The organism is Bifidobacterium sp. LH_419 (assembly GCF_056356955.1).
In genome coordinates, this window is record NZ_JBKEVG010000003.1 from 68,655 (window position 1) to 92,680 (window position 24,026).

General features: G+C 66.7%; 17 protein-coding genes and 3 pseudogenes. 8 read left to right on the forward strand and 12 right to left on the reverse strand.

Annotated features, from left to right (window positions below; all coding sequences use genetic code 11):
• Positions 1-211: 211 nt before the first annotated feature.
• A complete protein-coding gene (trpS, locus tag AC1AYX_RS03710; RefSeq protein ID WP_476502235.1) occupies positions 212-1,324 on the reverse strand; it encodes a tryptophan--tRNA ligase in 1,113 nt (370 codons plus the stop codon).
• Positions 1,325-1,509: 185 nt separating this feature from the next.
• Here trpS and AC1AYX_RS03715 point away from each other — a divergent pair, with 185 nt between their 5' ends.
• Entirely contained in the window at positions 1,510-1,917 is a 408-nt protein-coding gene (locus tag AC1AYX_RS03715) for a DUF3073 domain-containing protein (protein WP_476502236.1), read from the forward strand.
• A gap of 15 nt (positions 1,918-1,932) precedes the next feature.
• On the opposite strand, the gene AC1AYX_RS03720 is transcribed toward AC1AYX_RS03715, so the two are convergent.
• Positions 1,933-2,403 (reverse strand): sterol carrier family protein, encoded by a 471-nt coding sequence (locus AC1AYX_RS03720; protein ID WP_476502237.1) that lies wholly within the window; start codon positions 2,401-2,403, stop codon positions 1,933-1,935.
• A 307-nt stretch (positions 2,404-2,710) separates the two neighbouring features.
• On the opposite strand from AC1AYX_RS03720, the gene AC1AYX_RS03725 reads away from it, so the two are divergent.
• A complete protein-coding gene (locus AC1AYX_RS03725) occupies positions 2,711-5,155 on the forward strand; it encodes a glycogen/starch/alpha-glucan phosphorylase (RefSeq protein WP_476502238.1) in 2,445 nt (814 codons plus the stop codon).
• Positions 5,156-5,417: 262 nt separating this feature from the next.
• Here the strand turns inward: AC1AYX_RS03725 and AC1AYX_RS03730 are convergent, their stop codons facing one another.
• Positions 5,418-5,657, reverse strand: coding sequence for a hypothetical protein (locus AC1AYX_RS03730; protein WP_476502239.1), 240 nt, complete (start codon positions 5,655-5,657; stop codon positions 5,418-5,420).
• A gap of 132 nt (positions 5,658-5,789) precedes the next feature.
• On the opposite strand from AC1AYX_RS03730, the gene AC1AYX_RS03735 reads away from it, so the two are divergent.
• Complete coding sequence (locus AC1AYX_RS03735; RefSeq protein ID WP_476502240.1) at positions 5,790-6,497, forward strand: rhomboid family intramembrane serine protease; 708 nt, start codon at positions 5,790-5,792, stop codon at positions 6,495-6,497.
• A 752-nt stretch (positions 6,498-7,249) separates the two neighbouring features.
• Here the strand turns inward: AC1AYX_RS03735 and crgA are convergent.
• Positions 7,250-7,717 (reverse strand): cell division protein CrgA, encoded by a 468-nt coding sequence (crgA, locus tag AC1AYX_RS03740; protein ID WP_476502241.1) that lies wholly within the window; start codon positions 7,715-7,717, stop codon positions 7,250-7,252.
• 143 nt (positions 7,718-7,860) lie between these two features.
• Between crgA and AC1AYX_RS03745 the strand changes: the two genes are divergently transcribed.
• The 3 genes from AC1AYX_RS03745 (at position 7,861) to AC1AYX_RS03755 (ending at position 10,754) form a co-directional block, all read left to right on the forward strand.
• Positions 7,861-8,709: a DUF881 domain-containing protein gene (locus tag AC1AYX_RS03745; protein ID WP_476502242.1), complete on the forward strand. Its 849-nt coding sequence runs from the start codon at positions 7,861-7,863 to the stop codon at positions 8,707-8,709.
• A gap of 4 nt (positions 8,710-8,713) precedes the next feature.
• Positions 8,714-9,901 (forward strand): class E sortase, encoded by a 1,188-nt coding sequence (locus AC1AYX_RS03750; RefSeq protein WP_476502243.1) that lies wholly within the window; start codon positions 8,714-8,716, stop codon positions 9,899-9,901.
• Positions 9,902-10,109: 208 nt separating this feature from the next.
• Positions 10,110-10,754 carry an anthranilate synthase component II gene (locus tag AC1AYX_RS03755; RefSeq protein WP_476502244.1) on the forward strand — a complete coding sequence of 215 codons (645 nt, stop codon included), beginning with the start codon at positions 10,110-10,112 and terminating at the stop codon, positions 10,752-10,754.
• A gap of 42 nt (positions 10,755-10,796) precedes the next feature.
• Here the strand turns inward: AC1AYX_RS03755 and pknB are convergent, their stop codons facing one another.
• From pknB to AC1AYX_RS03795, 8 genes and pseudogenes are all read right to left on the reverse strand, one after another.
• On the reverse strand, positions 10,797-12,887 hold the full coding sequence (pknB, locus tag AC1AYX_RS03760) for a Stk1 family PASTA domain-containing Ser/Thr kinase (protein WP_476502245.1): 2,091 nt from the start codon (positions 12,885-12,887) through the stop codon (positions 10,797-10,799).
• Entirely contained in the window at positions 12,884-13,858 is a 975-nt protein-coding gene (locus tag AC1AYX_RS03765) for a serine/threonine-protein kinase (protein WP_476502246.1), read from the reverse strand. The genes pknB and AC1AYX_RS03765 overlap by 4 nt, the downstream gene beginning before the upstream one ends.
• Positions 13,855-15,321, reverse strand: coding sequence for a peptidoglycan D,D-transpeptidase FtsI family protein (locus AC1AYX_RS03770; protein ID WP_476502247.1), 1,467 nt, complete (start codon positions 15,319-15,321; stop codon positions 13,855-13,857). The genes AC1AYX_RS03765 and AC1AYX_RS03770 overlap by 4 nt, the downstream gene beginning before the upstream one ends.
• A complete protein-coding gene (locus AC1AYX_RS03775; RefSeq protein ID WP_476502307.1) occupies positions 15,318-16,835 on the reverse strand; it encodes an FtsW/RodA/SpoVE family cell cycle protein in 1,518 nt (505 codons plus the stop codon). The genes AC1AYX_RS03770 and AC1AYX_RS03775 overlap by 4 nt, the downstream gene beginning before the upstream one ends.
• Positions 16,836-17,193: 358 nt before the next feature.
• A pseudogene (locus AC1AYX_RS03780) lies at positions 17,194-18,613 on the reverse strand (PP2C family protein-serine/threonine phosphatase); the annotation flags it as partial.
• Positions 18,614-18,620: 7 nt separating this feature from the next.
• Positions 18,621-18,992, reverse strand: a pseudogene (locus tag AC1AYX_RS03785) (FHA domain-containing protein FhaB/FipA); the annotation flags it as partial.
• Between the two features lie 71 nt (positions 18,993-19,063).
• Positions 19,064-19,208, reverse strand: a pseudogene (locus AC1AYX_RS03790) (FHA domain-containing protein FhaB/FipA); the annotation flags it as partial.
• A 69-nt stretch (positions 19,209-19,277) separates the two neighbouring features.
• Positions 19,278-19,979, reverse strand: coding sequence for an FhaA domain-containing protein (locus tag AC1AYX_RS03795; protein ID WP_476502248.1), 702 nt, complete (start codon positions 19,977-19,979; stop codon positions 19,278-19,280).
• A 185-nt stretch (positions 19,980-20,164) separates the two neighbouring features.
• Here AC1AYX_RS03795 and AC1AYX_RS03800 point away from each other — a divergent pair, with 185 nt between their 5' ends.
• Together AC1AYX_RS03800 and AC1AYX_RS03805 are read left to right on the forward strand one after the other, a co-directional pair.
• Complete coding sequence (locus AC1AYX_RS03800; protein ID WP_476502249.1) at positions 20,165-22,606, forward strand: prolyl oligopeptidase family serine peptidase; 2,442 nt, start codon at positions 20,165-20,167, stop codon at positions 22,604-22,606.
• A 229-nt stretch (positions 22,607-22,835) separates the two neighbouring features.
• Entirely contained in the window at positions 22,836-23,933 is a 1,098-nt protein-coding gene (locus AC1AYX_RS03805) for an alpha/beta fold hydrolase (RefSeq protein ID WP_476502250.1), read from the forward strand.
• Positions 23,934-24,026 lie beyond the last annotated feature (93 nt).

Here is a 24,026-nt window from a genome sequence, read left to right on the forward strand (position 1 = left end):
ACGTAATGTACCCCTCGTAGCTGGGTTAGGCGCCTAGGCGGCCGTTTTCCGTCCTGCAATCGTCACGCATCCGTCGCGCGCTCGTCATGCACCGGCTCACTGTGGTCCTGCCCCGGTCGTCGTCCATTCTCGGCTCGGAATAGTATGGGACCCCGCGCGGAGCGGGGTCCCATACCGTTTGCTGTGCTCGTTCGCGTCTGCGATCCGCGGCTCAGTATTTCATGCCCATTGCCTCGCGCACCTCGTCGAGGGTGGCGTTGGCGATTTCGTTGGCGCGCTTGTTGCCGTCGTGCAGCACGTCGCGGATGTAGTCCATGTCCTTGGCGAGCTCTTCGCGGCGCTCGCGGTGCGGGGCGAGGAATTCGTTCACGGACTCGGTGACGTATGCCTTGAGCGCGCCGGCGCCGGCGGAGCCGATCTCGGCGGCGATGTCCTTCGGGTCGCGGCCGGTGACGAGGCCCGCGGTGGTGAGCAGCGCGGAGACCTCCGGGCGGTTGACCGGGTCGAAGGTGATGGTGCGCTCGGCGTCGGTCTTGCTCTTCTTGATGAGCTTCGCGGTCTCGGCCGCGGTGGCGCCCAGCATGATCGAGTTGCCGTAGGACTTGCTCATCTTGCGGCCGTCGAGGCCCGGGATCTCCGGGGCGTCGGACAGGATCGCGGCCGGCTCCGGGAACACCGGATGCTTCTTCGCGTAGCGCTCGTTGAAGCGGCGGGCGATCGTGCGCGTGATCTCGATGTGCGGCAGGTTGTCCTTGCCGATCGGCACGACGTTCGCCTTGCAGAAGAGGATGTCGCACGCCTGGTGTACCGGGTAGGTGAGCAGCAGGCCGGTCAGCGCGTGGCCGGAGGCCTCCATCTCCGACTTGACGGTCGGGTTGCGGTGCAGCTCGGCCTCGGTGACGAGGGAGAGGAACGGCAGCAGCAGCTGGTTCTCGGCCGGCACGGCGGAGTGCGCGTAGATCATCGTCTTCTTCGGGTCGATGCCGGCGGCCATGTAGTCGAGCACGAGGTTGAGGACGTTGTCCTGAATGTGCTCGGTGGTGTCGCGGTCGGTGATTACCTGGTAGTCGGCGATGATGATGTTCGAGTGCACACCCTTGTTCTGCATGGCCACGCGCTCGCGGATGGAGCCGAAGTAGTGGCCGAGGTGCAGGCGGCCGGTCGGGCGGTCGCCGGTGAGCATCGTGAACTTGCCCGGGTCGGCCTCGAGCTTGGCGAGCGTCGCGTCGGAGCGCTTCTTCGCCGCCAGGAAGCTCGCGCTCATCTCGTTGCCGGCCGCCGTGACCTGCGGTTCGGTGGTCTGCGCCTGCGTTTCGTCCGTCATGCTCATCGTCCTTTGATTGATGGAGGCAGCCCGATCGGGCGCGTGTCGCCGTCGCGGGTTGTGTCAAAACCGTGCAAAATATCGCTTTTATCGTAAAAGCGCGAGCCGACAAGCCCGCATCGGAAAACAAGTGGTACTCTTCTTAGTTGATGAATCGATAGCAAGCATTATTTTCAGGGGGTCACATGGGCCGCGGACGTCAGAAAGCCAAGCAGCAGAAAATTGCCCGTAAGCTCAAGTATCTGACAACCGACACCGATTACGACGAGCTTGCCAAGGAGTTGAGCGGCCAGGAGCCGGGCACCGGTTCGGTCGACCCGTTCGCCGATCTCGACGATCATTACGATGACCACTATGCGGACGTCGCTTCGGGTGATTCCGCCCACGACGCGGATGACGCCGCCGGCAAGTCCGCCGCCCCCGCCGAGGACGACCTCGACGAGTACGCCAAGTGGGCCGCCGAGGCTGCCGCGAAGGCGACCAGCGGTGAATTCCCGAAGACGTCGGCCAAGCCGGCCGCGCCGAAGCCGATGGCTCCGCACAAGCCGATCCCGATGCCCGTCCCCAGCGCGCTCAAGCCCAAGAAGGCCTGAGCGCAGGGTCCGAGCTCACGCCTCCAGCGGCAGCAGCCATCCCAGATCATCCCGTTCGCCGACCGCGCTAATGCGGCCGGCGTCCTTTTCCTCCGCCCACGTGGTCACGCCGGTCGCGACGCGCAGCCACACGTCCGGGTCGAGTTCGACTACGTCCGGCGGCGTGAGATTATGCGGATCGGATTCCGGCCCGGCGAGGATCTTCACCGCGCCCCACGGCGCCACACGCACCTCCACGCCCGGCCCGGGGGCCTTGCGTTCCAGCAGGAACAGCGAGTAGCGCACGGCCATCGCCATCGTGGGCCGCGCCAGTCGCGGCGCGATCGCCAGCCTCGCGTCGCGCGTCGCGGCGGCGTCCCCCGCCGCGCGCGCATCCGCATTGTCGGCGGCGACGCCTGCCTCCCGCATCATCGCGGTCGCCGCGTCGCGCCACTCGTCGAACGCGCGTCGTCCGCGCGCCATATCCTTCTCCAGAATCACTGCCATACCGCCATTGTGCCGCGACCCCTGCCGCGCCGCCCGTGCGGCCGCGGCGGGGAGCGGCGATGGCGGATGATGCGACGCGACGATTGCGCGGGCTGCGTCCTCGCGCGTGACGACGTGTCGCGACGAACACGCGCGTCGCCGGTCTCGTTGGGGCTACGTAGTAGAGTGACGATTGTTGACCGATGAAAACGTATGCACGATGCCGTGCGAATGTAACGCACTGTTCATGTATGTGTTGGGGGTGAGCCACGCGGCGCGCCTTATGATGGTCAGGGAAGTCCCTCCCCGGAAGGAAAACGAGAATACTATGACCGAGATTACCGCTCCGAAATCTCCTGTCACGGCCGAGCAGTTCGCCGACGAGATTCGTGAACAACTGAAGTACGCGCAGGGCGTCACCGTCGAGCAGGCCACCGCCGCCGACGTGTACGTGGCCGCCGCCAAGGCCGTCCGCAACCATCTGCAGGACGCCTGGTTCACCACGCAGGCCGACACCGTCAACGGCAACACCAAGGCCGTCGGCTACCTGTCCGCCGAGTTCCTCATGGGCAAGCAGCTGGAGAACGCGCTGCTCAACGCCGGCCTGACCGGCCAGTTCGACGAGGCCGTCGAGGCCCTCGGCTTCCAGCCGAAGGACATCGTCGACGCCGAATACGAGCCGGGCCTCGGCAACGGCGGCCTCGGCCGTCTCGCCGCCTGCTTCATCGACTCCCTCGCCTCCCTGGGCGTGCCGGCCTTCGGCTACGGCATCCAGTACCGTTACGGCATCTTCAAGCAGCAGTTCGACGAGAACGGCAAGCAGGTGGAGACCCCGGACTACTGGCTCTCCAACGAGGAGCCGTGGGGTCACATCGACTACAACCGCGACCAGAAGGTCTCCTTCGGCGGCGAGGTCGTCGAGGAGAACGGCAAGAAGGTGTGGAAGCCGGCCTGGTCCGTGCGCGCCGTGCCGGTCGACTACCTGGTGCCCGGCTACAAGTCCCAGCGCGTGAACACGCTGCGCCTGTGGACCGCCCGCAGCTACGACGAGTTCGACCTGCTCGCCTTCAACCGCTCCGAGTACATGGAGGCCGTCGAGCCGAAGGTCAAGGCCGAGAACATCTCCAAGATCCTCTACCCGGAGGATTCCACCAAGGTCGGCAAGGAGCTGCGCCTCGAGCAGCAGTACTTCTTCGTGTCCGCCTCCCTGCACGACGCGATCCGCGTCTTCTACCCGGGCGAGGCCAAGCCGGACCTGACCACCTTCCCGAACAAGATCACGTTCCAGCTCAACGACACCCACCCGGTGATCGGCATCCCCGAGCTCATGCGCATCCTCATCGATGAGTACGACTACGACTGGGACACCGCGTGGTCCATCACGCAGAAGACCTTCAACTACACCTGCCACACGCTGCTGCCGGAGGCCCTCGAGGTCTGGCCGTCCAGCCTGATCGGCGAGCTGCTGCCGCGCCACCTCGAGATCATCGAGAAGATCAGCGACCAGTTCAAGGCCGAGCTCAAGGACAAGGGCGTGGCCGAGAACACCATCAACGACATGGCGATCTACACCGGCGACGCCGTGCGCATGGCCTACCTCGCCACCTACGGCGGCTCCCACGTCAACGGCGTGGCCGAGCTGCACTCCCAGCTGCTCAAGGACGTCACGCTGAAGAACTTCTCCGACGCCTACCCGGACAAGTTCACCAACGTGACCAACGGCGTCACCCCGCGCCGCTTCATCAAGCTCGCCAACCCGGCGCTGTCCGACCTCATCACCGAGGGCCTCGGCACCGACAAGTGGCTGTCCGACCTCGAGCTGCTGCAGGGCCTCGCCCCGCTCGCCCAGGACGACGAGTTCGTCAAGAAGTTCGCCGCCGTCAAGCAGGCCAACAAGCACTCCTTCGTCGGCTTCGCCAAGGACCACTACGGCATCGACATCGACGAGAACACCATGTTCAACACGATGGTCAAGCGCCTGCACGAGTACAAGCGTCAGAGCCTGAAGATCCTCGCCGTCATCTCCCGCTACGCGGGCATCAAGAACGGCACCATCAACGCCGACGACGTGCTGCCGCGCACCGTGTTCTTCGGCGCCAAGGCCGCCCCGGGCTACTACCTGGCCAAGATGACGATCCAGCTCATCAACAACGTCTCCCGCGTCGTCAACAACGATCCGGACGTCAAGGGCAAGCTGGCCGTCCACATGCTCCCGAACTACAACATCGAGATGGCCCAGAACCTCATCCCGGCCACCGAGCTCGACGAGCAGATCTCCCAGGCCGGCAAGGAGGCCTCCGGCACCGGCAACATGAAGTTCGCCCTCAACGGCGCGCTCACCGTCGGCACCCTCGACGGCGCGAACGTCGAGATCCGCGAACGCGTCGGCGCCGAGAACTTCTTCCTCTTCGGCATGAACGTCGAGGAGGTCGAGTCCCTCTACGCGTCCGGTTACGATCCGGCCAAGTACTACGAGGCCGATCCGCGACTCAAGCAGGCCATCGACCTCGTCGCCGGCGGCACCTTCTCCGAGGGCGACCGCAACGCCTACGCGCCGCTCGTCTCCGACTGGCTGACCAAGGACTGGTTCATGACGCTCGCGGACTTCTCCTCCTACGCCAACATCCAGGCCCAGATCGAGGAGCTGTACACCCACCAGCTCGACTGGAACCGCAAGGCCATCCTCAACGTCGCGAACTCCGGCTTCTTCAGCTCGGACCGCTCCATCGAGGATTACTTGGAGCGCATCTGGAAGACCGGCCCCCTCGCCTGACCTTTTCCTTGGCTCCCCTTGCAGGGGAGCTGGCCGCCGCAGGCGGACTGAGGGGTAGACAGCGCCGAACGCAACGTGGTTCCGTCGTCGCCCCCAGTCCGCTTGCGCGGACAGCCCCCTCATCCGAAGGGGCCAGCTGGCCGGCTCAAGCCAATGAACATGAAAGCCCCGCAACCTTCGTCAGGTTGCGGGGCTTTCATGTTGCTCACGTGGTTCACAGGCGCGCGTCACGGCCGCACGCGCCCGCTCGAAGAAAAAGAACTCAGGCCTCGGCAGCGGCTTCCGGAGCGTCCTCGGCGGGAGCCTCATCGGCCTCCTCGTCCTTGTCCTTGCCCTTGTTCAGGCCCAGATCGACCGGAGAGGAGCTGTTCTCCCACGGTTCCTCCCACGGATCGTAATCCGGGTTCTGCTGCTTGTAGATGTACAGGCCGACCAGACCTGCGAGCAACGCACCGAACAGCAGCGCAAAGAACTTCCAACCGTTCGAAGACTTGTTCTCCATGACGGCTCCTTTCCCATTCTCGTCGGCCTGTCCGTCCAAGCCAACCCTGCAACCCATCATAGGCGTGCTTATGTGTGGATTGGGTGGAACGACACCGGGATTCTCCCCGCCCGCTACGATGGCAGCATGCGTATGAGCTTCCCGACGAAACGGCAGATCCAGTACGAGTGGAGGAACGGCGGGCCCGTCGTCACGTGGTCGATCATCGGCCTGTGCGTGGCCGTGTGGGCGGTCGAGATGCTGTTGCGTCTCGTCGCGCCTGCCGCGTTCCAGACGTTCGTCGGCGCGGGCATGGTGATGCCGCTGACGATGCTCGCCAAGCCGTGGACGATTCTCACGTCGATGTTCCTGCATGCGCCGAACCTCATGCACATCCTGTTCAACATGATCGCGCTCTGGTCCGTCGGCCCGATGCTCGAACGGCTGATGGGCCATTGGCGCTTCCTCGCGCTCTATCTGATCTCCGGGTTCGGCGGCGCCGTCGGCATGCTCGTCTGGTCGCGCGTGACCGGCGACTGGATGACCGCCGCCTATGGCGCGTCCGGTGCGTTGTTCGGTTTGTTCGCGGCCGTGTTGGTCGTATACCGTCGCGTCGGTGAGGACATCCGTTCGATGATGATCTGGATGGCGGTCAACTTCCTGCTGCCGTTCGTGGTCGGCGGCATCGCATGGCAGGCGCACGTCGGCGGGTTCGTGGTCGGCGGCGTGCTCACCTGGCTGCTCGTCGCCGGTATTCCGGCGCTGCGGCGTCGCTCCTTCACCCAGCGCATGTGGCTCTACGGCGGTGCGATGGTCGTGCTTCTGGTCGCGGTCATGCTGCTGTGCGCGCCGATGTGGTGAGTGCGGTGATGTGGTGAGTGCGGTGATGTGGTGAGCGGTGATTGTCTATCGGTGATTCCCGTATTCCCTATATGTGGGTGATTCGGTGGGTAATCACACATATGTAGTTTTCCACAAATGTGGAAAAGAGTGTGGATAACTTGGGGATAACCAGTTGATAACTGGTGGACAACAGTGGATATATCCCGTGGATAAGTCGCGTAATCGTTGATTTTGCAACGATTGTGCGCTGTGGACAACGTGCGTCCGAAGTTATCCACAACGTTGCTTTCCACCGTGGATTACGCCGTTGTGGATGCGTGTGGACGCTGCACGGTGGATAACCTGTGGATTTCGGTGGATAACCAGTGGATAAGTTGTGCACAACTGTGGATAACCTGTGGATAACTCCGTGAACATCGTCCGCAATCCCAGTATTTCCAATATCTGAGGTCCTGTGGATAACTGTGGACAACTTTCCACATCCGTTATCCACAGTCGTCCACCGCGGCGCGGGGTCTCTCCCTCCGTCAGCCTGCGGCTGACACCTCCCTCGTCAGAGGGAGGCGAGTACCTCAGTCCCCAGTCCCTCGGCCCCGAACCCCCTCAGTCCGGCGAAGCCGGACAGCTCCCCCTGAAGGGGGCGCAGGGGGACGGCGTATCGGGGCATGTGCAGCTTCCCCTGAGGGGGCGCGGAGATATGACGAAGGGGGTGTGGCCAATGGCCACACCCCCTTCGGGCACGAGCACGCTGGGCGCGCGTCGCTCTGCGCTCAGCGCCACCACATGGTCATGAGGAAGCCGATCATGATGATCACGAAGCCGATGAGCAGGTTCCAGGCGCCGATGTTCGGGATCGGGTAGTTGCTGGTCAGGTAGTAGCAGACGACCCACACGAGGCCGATCACCATGAGGATGCAGAACAGCGGCACGAACCAGCGCGGGTTCGACTTGGTGCCCTTGATCGTCTCCTCGACGCGCTTCGTGTTCTCCTCCTGGCGGGCCATCATGCGCTTCATCTGCGGCGTCATGGCCGACTTGTCGGCGGTGGCGTTCAGGACGGCCTCGACCTGATCCATGTCCACGGTGAACCCGTTGTCGGTGGAATCATCGGAGGAATCGGACTTGGCCTTCGTGTCCGCCTTCGTGTCCGCAGTCGTTGCGGTCTCGGACTGCCAGTCCTTCTGGTCCTTCGCGTCGTTCTCGTTGAGCTCTTCGTCAGCCATCAGCGTAGTCTCCATTTCAATAGGCTAGGAGTCATAATAGTGGCTACACTCGAAAGCGGCGAACAATGCCCGCCATGACGTTCGCAATCTGGTGAAATCCGGGTGGAGCCATGGCCGGAACAGCCGGAACAGCCGGAACACAGACGAAAGGCGCGCGTATGGCCAGACATGGCGGCAAGCATATCGCGAAACGTTCCCTGTGGGGCAGCGTCACCATCATGGTCGTCGTGGCGCTCACCGGCTACCTGTTCGCGACGAATCTGCGCGCGAACCGCACGACCGTCGTCAATTCGGATACGGCGCAGCTCGTCGAACAGCGCGTCAAGGAGGTCGACGGCCTGTCCGCCGACGTGAAGAAGCTCAGCTCCGACGTGAGCACGCTCACCGAGCTCACCGCGAAGAACAGCGACACCCCGTCCACCAGCGAGGATTCCGGCACCGGCACGACGTTGCCGAAGGTGGAGGGCCCCGGCATCACCGTCACGCTCAACGATTCGCCGATGTGGGAGCAGGCGGTCGATTCGTCCGGTTCCAGCAGCGACATCGACAAGTACGTGATCCATCAGCAGGATCTCGAGGCGGTCATCAACGCCCTGTGGGCGGGCGGAGCCGATTCGATGCAGTTCATGGACCAGCGCATGCTGTTCAATTCGGCGGTCATCTGCTCCGGCAACGTGGTCTCGCTGCACGGCAAGAAGTATTCGCCGCCGTTCACGATCTCGGCGATCGGCGATCCGGACCAGCTCATCGAGGCACTTGACGAGTCGCCGGCGATCGCCATCTACAAGCAGTACGTGAGCGCGTTCGGCCTCGGTTGGAAGGTGGAGCGCAAGAAGAGCCTCACGTTCGACGAGACGCCGTCCCTGCTGCAGCCGCTCAAGTACGCGGCCGTCACCAAGGGCAGCGGCACCGATACCACGGACGCCACCGATACCACCGATACCACGAACGATACGCAGTCGGCGGCCGGCTCCACGGCCGGCCAATCCGCGACGGAAGGGGAATGACCAGATGAAGCACAGCGCACAGCACGGACGCGCCTCACGCAACGCAGGCATGCCACCGGTACCGATGCCCCCCGGCGCCGCGGCGAATCCCGCAACCGCGACACCCCCCTCCCGCCGCAACGGCCCCGTCTGGCAGGCGGTCGGCATCCTCGCCGAGATCCTCATCACGCTCGCCGCGATCTGCGCGCTCTACATCGTGTGGCAGATGTGGTGGACCGGCGTCGAGGCGGAACGCACGCAGGTCGAGACCCGTCAGAAGGTCTCCTGGTCCGACCCGTCCGCAAGCGGAAACGACACGAAGATCGCGCAGGCGCAGCAGGGCGACGCCCCCGTGCAGCCTGAGTCGGCGAGCTACGGCGACCTGATCGCGCAGCTGTACGTGCCGCGCTTCGGTGCCGGCTGGCAGCGCAACGTGGTCGAGGGCACGGACGCCGCCCAGCTGGCCCGCCACGGTCTCGGCCACTACGAGGACACGCAGCTGCCCGGCCAGGTCGGCAACTTCGCGATCGCCGGCCACCGCAACGGCTACGGCGAACCGCTCGGCGACGTCGACAAGCTCAAGGAGGGCGATCCAATCGTCGTGCGCACGAAGGACTACTGGTACGTCTACACGTTCACGAAGTACAAGATCGTGCTGCCCGAAGACGTCTACGTGATCGCCCCCGACCCGTTCAACAGTGGCCAGCAGGCCACGAAGCGCATGATCACGCTCACCACCTGCGAGCCGAAATACTCGACGCCGACGCATCGCTGGATCGTCTGGGGCGAACTCAAGTACTGGGCGAAGGTGTCCGACGGCATCCCGCAGGAGCTCGCCACCACCGACTCGTCCGGCAAGGTGAAGTTCGCGAGCAACAGCACCACCGCGATGTCGCTGCCCGCGCGCATGGGCTCGATGAAGCCGGTCGTGATCGTCGCGCTCGTCGCGTGGCTCATCCTGTTCATCGCCGCCGCGGTCGCGTGGCGTTGGCCGGCGCGCGCCGCGATCCGCGCTGGCCTCCGCCCGCGCCCCGACGCGAGCATCTACGGCGGCCTGCTGCGGCTTCAGCCGGGCGTGCTGCCGGTCCGTCTCGTCCTGCTCGGCCTGCTGTGCGTCGCCGCCGCGGCCGCCCTGTTCGAGTGGGCGTTCCCGTGGGCGGCCACCAACATCCCGTTCCTCCAGCAGATGAGCAATTTCGCGGTGTCGTCGTGACGTCGCGCTCGTTGCGCTCGTCGCGCTCGTCGCGCGGCCGTGGCGTCGCCACGCGCCGGCCGCGCACGATGCGCGCGTCGCGTCCGTGGCGCGGGAAGCCCGCGGCCACGTCGCGCGCGCGGCGGTAGACTGGCGGTCAGTACGTCCCTATTTCCCGCGACGGGAGTCTGCGACAGGACGCCCGTGAGGATGCCGTAAAGGAGCCATCGTGACCGATTCCGCGCATATTCTGGTGATCGATAACTATGATTCGTTCGTCTACACGATCGTCGGCTATCTGAAGACGCTCGGCGCGACCGTGGACGTGGTGCGCAACGACGCCATCGATCCGTCCGACGAGCACGTGACCGACGGCTACGACGGCGTGCTCATCAGCCCCGGCCCCGGCGCTCCCGCCGATTCCGGCGCCAGCGAGGACATGATTCGACTGTGCGCCAAGCAGGGCAAGCCGATGTTCGGCGTGTGCCTCGGCCTGCAGGCGCTCGCCGAGGTGTACGGCGCCACCGTCGACCATGCGCCGACGATCATGCATGGCAAGACGAGCCTCGTCGAGCATGTCGATGACGAGATCTTCGCCGGCGTCGCGAATCCGATGACCGCGACCCGCTACCATTCGCTCGCCGTCGAGCCCGATTCCGTGCCGGACACGCTCGAAGTGACCGCGTGGACGCAGGGCGACCACATCGTGCAGGGCATCCGCGTGAAGGGCAAGCCGATGTTCGCCGTGCAGTTCCACCCCGAATCGGTGATGACGCAGGACGGCTACCGTCTGCTCGCCAACTGGCTCGCCGTCTGCGGCCAGACCACCGCCGTAGCCAACGCCCAAGGTCTCCAACCCAAAGTAGTGAAGTAGCAGATAGGCCCCCCTCGACAGAGGGGGGCCTATTGCGAGAACCTACTTGGTGACGGGTTCGGCGGTGTCGCCGTTGCCTGAACCGGTGCCGCTGTCGGAACCGGAACCGGAGCCGGTTCCGGAGCTCGAGCTGGAGCTCTGCGTGGTGAGCGTGATCGTCGCGCCCTTGTCAGCCTGGCCGGCGGCCGGGTTCTGCGAGGTCACCTTGTCGCTCGTGCCGGTCGAACCGGACTGCGTGACAGTGAAGCCGAGCGCCTCCAGCTGGGCCTTGGCGGCCGAATACGTCTGACCGGTCACGTCCGGCACCGTCACCTGCTCCTTGCCCCTCGACACGACGACCGTGACCGCGGAGCCCTGCGCGACGGACGAGCCCGAACCCGGGTTGACGCTCATCACCGTGCCGGCGGCGATCGTGTCCGAATACTCCTCGGTGATCGTCACGGTGAAGCCGAGCGACTGCAGCGAGGCGACCGCGGCGTCCTTGGCCTGGCCGACGATGCCGTCCGGGACCTTCGTCATGCCGGAGGAGACGTACAGCTGGATCGCTGTGCCCTTCGGCTGCGAGGTGCCGGCCGCCGGATCGGTGCGCGTCACCGCGCCCTGCTCGATGTCGGCGCTGTTCTCGGACTGCACGCTGGACAGGACCTTGAACCCGGCCTTCTCCAGCGCGGCCTTCGCCCCCGACTGGGACATGCCCTTCACGTCGGGCACGGTCACGCTCTGCGGGCCGGCGGAGAACCACACCTTCACGGTGGAGCCCTTGGTCGCCTTCGTGCCGCCCTCCGGGCTCTGCTTGGTGAACGTGCCCTCCGGCTCGGTCGAATCGTTGTCGATCATCGCCTGGAACTGGAAGCCGGCCGCCTCGATCGTCGACTTGGCGCGGTCCTTCGTCATCGCGGAGGTGATCGTCGGCACGGTCGCGGTCTGCGAGACCGTCTTCTCGCCGCCCATCGCGAAGAACACGGCGATGAGGATCGCGACGACGACCAGGCCGCCGATCACCGAACCGAGGATGATCTTCTTCTTCCGCTTCGCCTTCGCGGCGGCCTCGCGCTGCGCGGCGCGCGAGCGGGCGGCGGCCGCGGCGGTCTGCTGGCCGGCGCCGACGGCCGCCGGCACCTGGTCGAACTGACCGGTCACCGGATTGAACGCCTGCGTCGAATTCTTGTCGTTCGGGTTGAGCGGCACGGTGGCGGCGTCCTGCTCGGCCTGCTTGCGCGCCTTCATGTTCGCCAGATCGGTGAGCGGGTTGAACGCGGCGGCCACCGGCACGCCGCCGTTCATGTACGTGAGGATGTCGTTCTTGAAGTCGGCGGCCGTCGCGTAACGGTTCTGACGGTCCTTCGCCATCGCCTTCGCGCAGATCGAATCCCACATCTTCGGCAGGCCCGGAACGACGGCGGACGGCGGCGTCGCCACCTCGGAGACGTGCTGGTAGGCGATCGCCACCGCTGAATCGCCGGTGAACGGCGGACGGCCGGTGAGCATCTCGTACAGCACGCAGCCGGCCGAATACAGGTCGGAGCGCATGTCGACGGTCTCGCCGCGCGCCTGCTCGGGGGAGAGGTACTGCGCGGTGCCGACCACGCCCTGCGACTGGGTCATCGTGGCGGCGGAATCGTCGAGCGCGCGGGCGATGCCGAAGTCCATGACCTTGACCATGCCCTGCTCGGAGATCATGATGTTGCCGGGCTTGATGTCGCGGTGGATCACGCCCATGCGGTGCGAGTACTCGAGCGCGTTGAGCACGCCGAGCATCACCTGTTCGGCGTCGCGCTGGCTCAGGGCGCCGTTCACGCGGATGATGTCGCGCAGCGTCTGGCCCTTCACGTACTCCATGACGAGGTACGGCAGGCGCTCGGGCTGGCCGTTCTCGGAGATCACCGTCTCCTCGCCGGAATCGTAGATGTTGACGATGTTCGGATTGTTCATCTGCGCGACCGAATGCGCCTCGCGGCGGAACCGCTTGAGGAAGATCTCGTCGTTGGCGAGGTCGGCGCGCATGATCTTGATGGCGACGGTGCGGCCCAGTCGCGTGTCCGTGGCGACGTGCACCTCGGCCATGCCGCCACGACCCACCAGCTGTCCCAGCTGGTAGCGGCCCTGGGCGAGAGAAGAGGGCATGTTGCTCATTGCTGCTCCTTCCAAAGCGTCTGCTGGTCCGTGCCGGCGGCACGCCTGTCAGGCGACGAGACGAGGGGAATGTGCGGGGTGCTGGCGATCCTGCGCGGCAGGCGCCTCCCCGTGGTGATGGTGGCGTCGTTGAGCTCGGTCTGCTGGTCGAGCAGGCGGCGTTCGATGCGCGCGAGCGTGCGCGAGACGACGAGCGCGTCCTTCGGGCGGTCGAGCGGGTCCTTGGCGAGCATCGACATGACGAATTCGCGCAGCTGCACGTCGACCGTGTCCGGCAGCGGCGGCACCGGGTCGTTCACATGCGCGGCCGCGATGTCGACGGGCGTCGCGCCGGTGAACGGGCGGTGCCCGCACAGGCCCTCGTAGGCGACCACGCCGAGCGAGTAGATGTCCGACTGCGGCGTGGCCTGCTGGCCCTGCGCCTGCTCGGGGGAGATGTACTGCGCGGTGCCGACGACCATGCCGTCCTGCGTGATCTGCTCCTGGTTCGTCGAATAGGAGACGCCGAAGTCGGTGATCTTCACCTCGCCGTTGTCCGCGACCATGATGTTCGCGGGTTTCACGTCGCGGTGGATCACGCCGTGGCTGTGCGCGACGAACAGGCCGCGCGCGGTCTGGATGAGGATCGGCAGCAGCTCCAGCGGGTCCATCGCGCCCTTCTCGTGGAAGATGTCGGCGAGGGACTTCGACGGCACGTACTCCATGATGAGGAACCCGATGCCGTCATGCTCGTAGTATTCGAACAGCGCGGCGATGTTCGGGTGCGCGAGGTTCGCGGAATTGTGCGCCTCGGCGCGCAGACGGCGAAGCTTCGCCTCCGCGTTCGTCAGGTCCGAGCGCAGCGCCTTGATGGCGACCGGGCGGCCGAGCTGGATGTCCCAGCCCTTCCACACCTCGCCCATGCCGCCCTTCGCGATGCGCGAGTCAAGGCGGTATCGGCGATGGATCAGCTGTCCTTCGATCAGTTTCATTGCTTGAGCGCCTCCTCGAGTACGGAGCGGAAGATCGGGCCGGCGGAGGTGATGCCGTATCCGGTGGTGTTGTGGACGACGACGGCGATCGCGATCTTCGGGTCGTCGGCGGGGGCGAAGCCCATCACCCACGCGTCGATCGCGCTGTTGTCGGCACCGATCTGCGCGGTGCCGGTCTTCGCCGCCACGCTCACGCCGGTCGGGGCGAGCGTCGGGGAATCCTTCGTGACGACCGCCTGCATCATCTGCGTGAGCTTGTTCGCCGTGTCCGAGCTGAACGGTTCGGACATCGTCGAGGCCTTCGTCTCGGACAGCACGGACAGGTCGCTGGCGCGCACGCGGTCGACGAGCGTGGGCCGCATCAGCGTGCCGTCGTTCGCGATCGCGGCGGCGATCATCGCGTTCTGCAGCGGCGTCTCGGTGACGTCGCCCTGGCCGATCGAGGCGAGTGCGAGCTTGTCGTCGGTCATCGACGTCGGGAAGTTCGAGGCTACGGCCTTCATCGGGGAGCCGGTCGATTCGGTGCCGTCCACGACGATCGAGCTGCCGAAGCCGAGCTTCGTGGCCATGTCGGCGATCTTGTCCTGGCCGAGCGCGACGCCGAGCTGGGCGAACGCCGTGTTCGACGAGTAGGCGAGGGCGTCCTCGAAGCTGATCGTGCCGTTCGAGCCGTTCGCTTGGTATTCGACGTTGGTGAGGTCGGTGACCGTGCCGGGCAGCGTGTAGCTCGCGCCGGCCGGGATCTGCGTGTCCGTCTGGTACTGGCCGGTCTCGAGCGCGGTGGCCGCCACGACGGTCTTGAACGTCGATCCGGGCGGGAACAGCTGGCTGGTCGCGTTGTTGAGCATCGGATTGTTCGGATCCTGCGTGAGGTTCGCGTAGTTCGTGGTCAGCGTCTTGCCGTCATGCGTGGTGAGCAGGTTCGGGTCGTAGCTGGGCGTCGACACCATCGCGAGGATGCGTCCGGTCTTCGGTTCGATCGCGACGACCGAGCCGGACTGGCTGCCGAGCGCGTTGTACGCGGCCTGTTGCAGGCCCGTGCTGATCGACGTCTCGATGTTCGCGCCCTTGTTCTCGGACCCGGTGAGCGTCGACTTGATGCGCTGCCAGAACAGGCTGTCCGATTCGCCGGAGAGCAGCGAGTTGCGCGACGCCTCGATGCCGCGGTCGGCGCGCTGGCTGATCGAGAAGTAGCCGGTCACGGGCGCGTACAGCGGGCCGTTCGCGTAGGAGCGCTGGTATTTGAACGCGTCGTTCGACGGATTCGATTGCGCGAGCACCGTGCCGTCGGAGGCGAGAATCGAGCCGCGCGGCGCGCCGAACTCATGGTAGAGGGCGCGCGAGTTGCGCGTGTCCGTGTTGAGCTCGGTCGCGCGGATCGCGGTGATGATCGTCGTCGACAGGCCGAGGATAGTGAACAGCACGATCACGGCGGTGAACAGCTGGCGGAGGGTCTTGTTCATCGGGCACCTCCCTGCGCGGCGCGTGCGGTCCGCTCGGCGCGCGAGGCACGGCCGCCGCGGCCGGAATGTGCGCCATGGGCGGCGTGCGAGGCGTGGCGTTCGCGCTCGGCGTCGGCCTCGTCGGAGGCCGCGCGCTCGACCTTGCGTTCCTTGAGCTCATGGTCGCGCAGCACGGCCATCGCCTCGAACTGGAACGTCTCGGAATCGGTGTCCGGTGCGGGCTTGTTCGCCGAGTTCGAGATGATGAGCAGCAGCGTCGCGAGGATGTAGTTCGCGATGAGCGACGAGCCGCCGGCCGCCATGAACGGCAGCGTGAGGCCGGTCAGCGGGATGACGAGCGTGATGCCGCCGACCACGGTGAACACCTGGAACGCCATCGTGAACACGAGACCGGAGGCGAGCAGCTTGCCGAAGCCGTCCTTGATCTTCATCGCGGTGATGAAGCCGGAGGCGATGATGATGATGTACAGCACGAGCACGCCCATGCAGCCGACGAGACCCATCTCCTCGCCGACGGAGGCGTAGATGTAGTCGGAGTTCGCGAACGGCGTGAGATTCGGATGCCCCTGGCCGAGGCCGGTGCCGAGCATGCCGCCGGAGGCGAGGCCGAACAGGCCGGTCACGATCTGGTAGGAGCCGCCGTACGCGCGGTTGTACAGTGCGTTGTCGAACGGATGCAGCCAGGCCTCCACGCGGGCGCCCACATGGCTGAACAGGCTCGCGGCGAGCACCGCGCCCGCGGCGAACGCGATGAAGCCGATGACGATCCAGCTCAGACGGCCGGTCGCCACGTACAGCATCGCGACGAACATCGCGAAGAACATCAGCGAGGTGCCGAGATCGTGCTGCATGATGAGCACGCCCATCGCGGCCACCCACACGATGATGATCGGGCCGAGGTCCTTGATGCGCGGCAGCTGCAGGCCGAGCACCTTCTTGCCGCCGACGGCCAGCTGGTCGCGGTGGTCGAACAGGTACGCGGCGAAGAAGAACGCGAGGAACAGCTTGGCGAACTCGCCCGGCTGGATCTGCCCGAGGCCGGGGATGCGGATCCAGATGCGCGCGCCGTTGATCTCCTGGCCGAGGCCGGGCAGCATCGGGGAGAGCAGCAATACGAGGCCCACCACCATGCTCACGTACGAGAAGCGGCGCAGCACGCGGTAGTCGCGCAGGCCGATGACGAGCGCCGCGCACAGCACGATCGCCACGCATACGAACATGATCTGGCGCAGCGCCACCGCGGACTCGTTCTCATGGTCGATACGCGCGATCATCACGACGCCGATGCCGGTGAGCAACAGCACGCACGGCTGGATCACCTGGCTCGCATACGGCTGGAACCGGTCCACGAGGATCCAGAAGACGAGCGACAGCACGCCGGCCGCGCCCAACGCCATCAGATACTCGGACGGGAACGAGCCGTCGACGCGCATGAACATCTGGTAGAACGCGATGCCGCAGATCGCGAACGACGCGAGCAGCAGCGCGATCTGACGGAGACGGAGGACGATCATCACTGGTCCCCGCCTTCCTTCTCCATCGTCTTCAACTCGTCACGGATCAGCTTGACATGGTCCTGAGCCTCGCTCAGGCTGTCGCGCACGATGCCCTGCTGCAACTCGGTGCGCCACGTGGCGGGCAGCTTGCTCACCTGGATCGACGTGCGCTCCACCTCGTGCGACAGTTCGAGGCCGGCGAGGTTCGTGGGCACGCCCTGATAGATCGCGACGACGCCGTCCGCCTCGCCGACGTAGTACTTCGACTGGCTGTAGCGGTACGCGCCGTACACGCCGCCCGCGATCGCGGCGAGCAGCGCGACGATCGCCACGACGAGCGCGACGCGGCGCCGCCGGCGGCGGTCGTGCTCGGTCCTGCGCTGTTCGACCTTCTCCTCGCGGATCGCCTGCTTGACGGCCGGATCGTTCGGATCGGTCGTGACTTCGCCATCGCTCTTCTTGACGACCGGGATCTCGCCCGTGTCCGGATTGCGGCGTTCGCCCGCCTCCTCGCGCACGATGGACGGCTGGGCGACGCGCGGCGCCTCCTCGCGCTGGCCCGCGCCGGAGGCCGCGTCGTGCGCCTCCTGCGTGAGCGCGGCCGCGCGACGGGCCGGAGAGCCGTCGTCGCGCAGCGCGGGGGCCGTCGCGACCGGCTCGTTGACGATGTCGGCGAGCGGCTCGAGGCTGGCGCTCGCGGCACCGCCGACGAGCGGCGTCTGCTGGGGGAGCGCGAACGCGTGCGCGTCGAGCGCGAGCGTCGCGTCGCCGATCACGGCGGTCACGTTGTCGGTGCTGCCGGCGCGCAACGCCATCGAGACGAGACGTTGGGCACATTCGGCCGGATCGGACAGTTCCGTCATCGTCTCGGCGATCGTGGAGTCCTCGAGCACGCCGCACAGACCATCGGAGCACAGCATCCAGCGGTCGGCCGGATGCGCCTTGAGGATCGCGATGTCCGGATGCGGGTCGATGTCGAAGTCGCCGAGCACGCGCATCACGACGTTGCGTTGCGGATGGTTCTTCGCCTCCGAGGCGGTGATGCGGCCCGTGTCGATGAGATGCTGGACGTAGCTGTGGTCCTGCGTGGCGCGGCTCAGCACGCCGTCGCGCAGCAGGTAGGCGCGGGAGTCGCCGATGTGCGCGAGCACCCACCAGCCGTCGACGAGCGCGACGGTGGTCACGGTGGTGCCCATGCCGGCGAGCTTGCGTTCGCGGCGGGCCTTGCCGACAATCGCGTCGTGCGCGGCCATCACCGAGGTCTCCATCATCGAGGCGACGGAGGCGACGTCGTCGGTCACGTCGTCGCGTTCGATGTGCGCGAGCGAGCGGATGGCGATCGTCGAGGCGGTGTCGCCGCCCGCGTGGCCGCCCATGCCGTCGCAGATCGCGATGAGATGCTCGCCGGCGAACGAGGAATCCTGGTTGTTCGCGCGCACGGTGCCCACGTCGGAGACGGTGGTCGAGCACAGGAAGAGCTTCTGGTCGGCGGCGTCGGCGTCAGTCGCGGCGGAGGTGCCGGTGCCGGTATCGACGGTGTCGGGGTCGCCGGAGCCGTCGGCGTCGCCGATCATGTCGTCCATGTCGTCGCCGGCGGGGGCCGCATAGCCGTCGTCGGCGACGACCGCGTCCGGGGTCGGTTCCGGATTCGGGTTCACGACGATCGGCGTGGTGGTCTGCGTATCCCGTGCGCTGACGGGCATCGCCTGGGTGGCCTGCTCGTCCTGCTCGGGCGCGCGCCCGGCGGACTGCTGCGGCAACGGCGTGGTGGGCGACTGGTCGGCGGATCCTGTCATGGATGCATCACCTCAGCTCGAAAGTAGTGGCGCCGATGCGCACGGGCACACGGGCGGGAAGTACGGTTGGCACGGTCAGACGCTGGCCGTTGACGACGGTTCCGTTGGTGGAGCCGAGATCCTCGATCGCCCACTGGCCGGACAGCGGATCGGCGTACACGCGGGCGTGATGCGAGGAGACGAATTCGTCGTCGAGCACCACGGTGTTCGACGCGGCGCGGCCGAGGGTGATCGCCTCGCCGGTCAACGGCACCGAGGAACCGGCCAACGGGCCGTCGATGATGACCAGCAGCGTCGGCCCCTGGGACGTGCCGCCGGCGGCGGCGGGGGTGGTGGCACGCGGCGCCGCCGGCTTGGGCGCGCTCGTGCGCGGCGTCTCGCCGGAGGGCGCCACGACGGGCGCGCCGCCCGTCACCGGGACGGCGGGCGCGGCGGCCTTGCGCGCGGCATGGCGCTCCTTGCGACGACGCGAACGCGAGGGACGCGGACTGAAGGACTCGATGTCCTTGTGCAAAGAACGCACGGCGAACCACGCGAACACCCACAGCAGAATCAGGAATCCATACTTGAGCAGTGCGAATGTCAGTTCGGTCATGCGGTTTCGACCTTAATCTCTACGGAGACCCCTGCGGGGCCTCCACGGATCTTCACGCCGTGGGGCGCGTCACTCCTGCTCCTGGGAGGACGCCCAGTAGAGGATGCGCGTGCGGCCGATCGTGATGGTGTTGCCGTCCAGCAGCGTGGCGGCGGGCACCTGATGGCCCTCGACGTACGTGCCGTTCGTGGAGCCGAGATCGCGGGCGATCACGCCGTTCGGGGTGATGTCGATCTCGAGATGCTTGCGGGAGATGCCCGGGTCGTCGATGACGATGTCGCAGCCGGAGCCGCGGCCCAGGATCGTCTTGTCCTTGGTGAGCAGGTACTGGCTGCCGTTGATCTCCAGCAGCGGGCTGTCCTGGTTCTGGTCGGTGGTGGTGACCGGCACCGCGTTGCCCTGCACCGAGGCGGAGGTCAGCTTGAAGCTGCCCTTGCTCAGGTCGAGGTCCTCCTCGAAGATCACGACCACCGGGCCGACGAACGCGTAGTGCTGGGTGCGCGCGTAGTTCGTCAGGTTGTCGGCCAGTTCGTCGGCGAGGGTCTCGCTGCCCCACTGCTCGATGCGGTCGAAGTCGGGCGTGCTCAGCTTGAAGCGGTATTCGTTCGGGGCGACCGTGCGGTCGCGGCCCACAGGCATGGCCTCGTTGTCGATCTCGCGCTCAAGTGCGCTGGACAGGTCGACGGGCTGCAGATCCTTGGAGCCGAACTTCGAGAACACTCCGTTCACTGCGCCTTCCACGCTTTTCTCAAAACGGTCGAGAACGCTCATAGTCATCCCTTTCTATCCTTGACTAGTGTACGCAGGGGTTGGAACGGGCCATATTTCACGCGTCGATACTTGCAAAAGCAACAAATCACGGCGTGTTCCGGGCTCGACGCCATGCCATTTTAGGGCTGATTCCCCACTTGGTCGCCTGCCGTGGCCTCCGCGCGAAGACGGGTATCGTGGGCGGCATGAGTGTTATCGATGATTTCCCCCGCGCGAAGGCGCGCACCCTGCGGTTCACCTGCGGCGCCCCGCGTTCCGCCACGGCGATCGGCGACGGTTCCGAAGCCCTGTTCCTGCGTTCCGACGGCCCCGAGGATCTGGTGACCACCCTGTGGCTCAGCTGGTTCGACGCGGACGGCCGCCACCACGAGACGAAGCTCGCCGACCCGCGCGACCTGCTCGGCGCGGGCGCGGACAGCGAGGACGTCCCGGCCGAGGAGAAGGCCCGCCGCGAGCGCGCCCGCGAAGGCGGCGCCGGCATCGTCTCCTATTCGGTGTGCGCCGACGGCGACCGCGTCGTGTTCACGATCAACGGCCGTCTGTATCTCACCGAAATCGACTGGGGCGACGATGCGGAGGAAGGCGACGCGGAGGGGGCCGACGGCCACGCCGCCGCGCCGGACGTCGCCACGCGCGAGCTCGCCGGCGCATGGCTCGACGAGGACCCGGCGCTGTATACGCCGGTCCTCAACCCGCGCATCAGCCCGGACGGCGAGCACGTGCTGTACACCACCGGCGAGCGGCTCATGCTCGTCGACATCGGCGACTGGCCGGATGAGGACGTCGTCGACGCCGCCGAAGACGACGACTACGAGCCACTCGACGACCGCGTGACCGCGATCTACGGCGTCTCCGTCGAGGACGAGGACGGCAACCCGGCCGAGAACACGTGGCGGATCGGCCTCGCCGAATTCGTCGCCGGCGAGGAGATGGACCGCTACGACGGCTTCTGGTGGGCGCCCGATTCGCGCCACGTGCTCTTCGAATCCTTCGACACCGCCGACGAACCCACCTGGTACATCGCCGATCCGGCCGACCCGGAACAGCCGGCCGCGGGCCGCCGCTACCCGCGCGCGCTCACCCGCAACGCTGACGTCTACCTGACCGCGCTCGCGCTCGACTTCGACGCGGACGGACGCTACACGGGCATCCTCGCGAACGCCGACGTCGACTGGGACAACGAATCCTACGAATACGTGGCCGCCGTGCGCTGGACGCGCGGCCACGACCCGATCGTGCTCGTCCAGAACCGCCGTCAGACGCGCGACCAGGTGCTCCAGGTCACGGTCGCGCGCCCGACCGCCGACCATCCGTTCGGCTCCACCCACGTGATGGAGGAGCACGCGAACGACCAGTGGATCGACCTCGTCGCCGGCACGCCCGCGCTCACGCCCGACGGACGGCTCGTCAGCGCGTGGAACGACATGGCCGGCGACACGAACCGGCTCACCGTCGACGGCCACGCGTTCACGCCGCTCGGCTGGAACGTGCGCACCGTGCTCGACGTGACCGACGACGACGTGCTTGCCGTCGTCCAGCACGACGCCCGCAGCTTCGACGTGGTGAGCCTCGGCTACGACGGTTCGATGACGCCGGTCACGACGACGACCGGCGTGTGGACCGCGTCGCGCGCCGGACGCGGCATCGTCGTCACCGGCCGTTCGATGGCCGCCCCCGGCGTCACGATGGAACACGCGCTGACCACCGGGCTCCCCCTGACGAGGGAGCTGTCGGCGAAGCCGACTGAGGGAGAGACCACGGGCGAGACCGATTCCCCCCGCCTCGCCGCAACCATCGCGAACCACGCCGCCGAACCCGGATTCACGCCGAACGTGACGTTCACGCGGCTCGGCGAGCATCGCCTGTACACGGCGATCGTCGCGCCGTCCGCCGGAAGCCCGTACGCGCACGCCGCGCAACTGCCCGTGCTGATGAAGCCGTACGGCGGCCCCGGATTCCAGCAGGTCGTCGCCGCGCAGTCCTTCTACTGGGACGCGCAATGGTGGGCCGACCAGGGCTTCCTCGTCGTCACCGCGGACGGCCGCGGCACCACCGGCCGCGGCCCGCGCTGGGACCGCGAGATCTTCGAGGACATGAAGGACGTGACCCTCGCCGACCAGATCGAAGCCGTGCACGCCCTGCCCGACGCCGTCGCCGCGCTCAACGCGGCGCAGCAGGTGGATGCCGCGGCGCCGATCCCCGCGCCGGACCTCGACAAGGTCGCGATGATCGGATGGTCGTACGGCGGATTCCTCTCCGCACTCGCCGTGCTCGACGCCCCCGACGTGTTCGCCGCCGCCTGCGCCGGCGCGCCGCCCACCGACTGGACGCTCTACGACACCCACTACACCGAGCGCTACCTCGGCCTCGACCCGGCCGTGTACGAACGCAACTCGATCATCGCGGACGCGCCGAAACTGCGCCGTCCGCTCATGATCATCCACGGATTCGCCGACGACAACGTGACCATCGCGCACAGTCTGCGCCTCTCCCAGGCGCTGATGGCCGCCGGCCGCCCGCACACGTTCCTCCCGCTCACCGGCATCACCCACATGACCAACGACGAGACCGTCGCCGAGAACCTGCTCACCCTCCAACGCGACTTCCTCAGGAACGCCCTCGCGTAGGTTCGCAGGCACCCCCTCAGCCGCGCTTCGCGCGACAGCTCGTCCGCAATTACGGACAGCCCATGGCTGACCTCCTGTCGGCTTGCCTGTCGGCTCGCACGTCGCCTACAAACGCCGCCGGCGTTTGCTCTACGGCGACGTCCCATCAGGGGGAGCTGGCCGGCCATGGGCCGAACTGAGGGGGTGGGCGACGGACCGGACCGCGCTATCACGTCGCCGCTCGCGTAGGATGGGCGGCATGACGCAGCTGAACATGATCGACGAACGCCGGTACGCCGAGACGATGCGCGGGACCGTGATCCCCGCGCTCGCCGCCTGCCGCGACGAAGGCTGGTTCGACCCGTCGGCCGCCGAGCGGGCCGCCGGGCTCGAACCGCTGCCCGGCAACATGGACACCGGCGGTCGCGGCGGGCAGCTGCACTACCTGTGCTACGACGCGGCCAAGTTCGACGCCCAGCGCGAGGCCGGCGCCACCGCGGCCTTCCGCGGCGCGATCGTCATCAGCCACGGGTTCACCGAGTTCGCCGAGAAATACGACGAACTCGTCTGGTACTTCCTGCTCGCCGGCTATTCCGTGTGCGTGCTCGACCATCGTGGGCACGGCAAGTCCGCGCGCGACGTCGACAATCCGTCGCTCGTCTGGATCGACGATTGGCGGCGCTACGTCGCCGACCTCGCCGGGTTCGCCGAGACGATCGGACAGTCGTACGCGGATGGCCGTCCGCTCAACCTGTTCTGTCATTCGATGGGCGGCGGCATCGGCGCAGCCGTGCTGGAACGCTACCCCTCGCTGTTCGACCGGGCCGTGCTGTCCGCGCCGATGATCGCGCCGCAGACCGGCATGCCGATGTGGCTGACGCGCGCGCTCGTCGGCGTGCTGTGCGCGTGCGGATTGGGTCGCCACCGCGTGTTCGGCCAGAAGGATTTCGACGGCGTGCTCGACCTGAGCTCCTACCAGCTGTCGAGCGAGCCGCGCGAACGCTGGTACCACGAACTACGTTGCGCCAATCCCGAATATCAGACGTACTGCGCCTCGTTCGAATGGGTGCGGCAGGCGATGCGCATGAACCGGGCCGTGCTCGCCCCGGCCGCATGCGCCGAGATCGAGACGCCGATTCTGCTGTTCCAATGCGGGCGCGACATCTGGGTGCGCAACCAGCCGCAGACCGAGTTCGTGCGCCGTGTCAAGGACGGCTCCGGCCAGGCCACGCTCGTGCGCATCCCCGAATCCGAGCACGAGGTCTTCTCGATGCCGAACAAGGTCGCCGGGCCTTATCTGGAACGCATCCTCGCCTTCTATGGCGACAAGATGCTCGCCGAAGAGTAGCGGACGGGCTTCGTGTGGCTCGGTCCTTGACCCCCTCAGTCCGGCCTACGGCCGGCCAGCTCCCCCTGAAGGGGGGCGCAGAGTCATGGCCGT

Excerpts from the sequence above, each read along its gene's own strand:
- AC1AYX_RS03725 (WP_476502238.1), top strand. The coding sequence starts at position 2,711 with ATGACCGAGATTACCGCTCCGAAATCTCCTGTCACGGCCGAGCAGTTC.
- AC1AYX_RS03715 (WP_476502236.1), top strand. The coding sequence starts at position 1,510 with ATGGGCCGCGGACGTCAGAAAGCCAAGCAGCAGAAAATTGCCCGTAAG.
- AC1AYX_RS03720 (WP_476502237.1), bottom strand. The coding sequence starts at position 2,403 with ATGGCAGTGATTCTGGAGAAGGATATGGCGCGCGGACGACGCGCGTTC.
- crgA (WP_476502241.1), bottom strand. The coding sequence starts at position 7,717 with ATGGAGACTACGCTGATGGCTGACGAAGAGCTCAACGAGAACGACGCG.
- AC1AYX_RS03805 (WP_476502250.1), top strand. The coding sequence starts at position 22,836 with ATGGGCGGCATGACGCAGCTGAACATGATCGACGAACGCCGGTACGCC.
- AC1AYX_RS03765 (WP_476502246.1), bottom strand. The coding sequence starts at position 13,858 with ATGAAACTGATCGAAGGACAGCTGATCCATCGCCGATACCGCCTTGAC.
- AC1AYX_RS03745 (WP_476502242.1), top strand. The coding sequence starts at position 7,861 with ATGGCCAGACATGGCGGCAAGCATATCGCGAAACGTTCCCTGTGGGGC.
- AC1AYX_RS03795 (WP_476502248.1), bottom strand. The coding sequence starts at position 19,979 with ATGAGCGTTCTCGACCGTTTTGAGAAAAGCGTGGAAGGCGCAGTGAAC.
- AC1AYX_RS03735 (WP_476502240.1), top strand. The coding sequence starts at position 5,790 with ATGAGCTTCCCGACGAAACGGCAGATCCAGTACGAGTGGAGGAACGGC.
- AC1AYX_RS03730 (WP_476502239.1), bottom strand. The coding sequence starts at position 5,657 with ATGGAGAACAAGTCTTCGAACGGTTGGAAGTTCTTTGCGCTGCTGTTC.
- AC1AYX_RS03800 (WP_476502249.1), top strand. The coding sequence starts at position 20,165 with ATGAGTGTTATCGATGATTTCCCCCGCGCGAAGGCGCGCACCCTGCGG.
- trpS (WP_476502235.1), bottom strand. The coding sequence starts at position 1,324 with ATGACGGACGAAACGCAGGCGCAGACCACCGAACCGCAGGTCACGGCG.
- AC1AYX_RS03775 (WP_476502307.1), bottom strand. The coding sequence starts at position 16,835 with ATGATCGTCCTCCGTCTCCGTCAGATCGCGCTGCTGCTCGCGTCGTTC.
- pknB (WP_476502245.1), bottom strand. The coding sequence starts at position 12,887 with ATGAGCAACATGCCCTCTTCTCTCGCCCAGGGCCGCTACCAGCTGGGA.
- AC1AYX_RS03750 (WP_476502243.1), top strand. The coding sequence starts at position 8,714 with ATGAAGCACAGCGCACAGCACGGACGCGCCTCACGCAACGCAGGCATG.
- AC1AYX_RS03770 (WP_476502247.1), bottom strand. The coding sequence starts at position 15,321 with ATGAACAAGACCCTCCGCCAGCTGTTCACCGCCGTGATCGTGCTGTTC.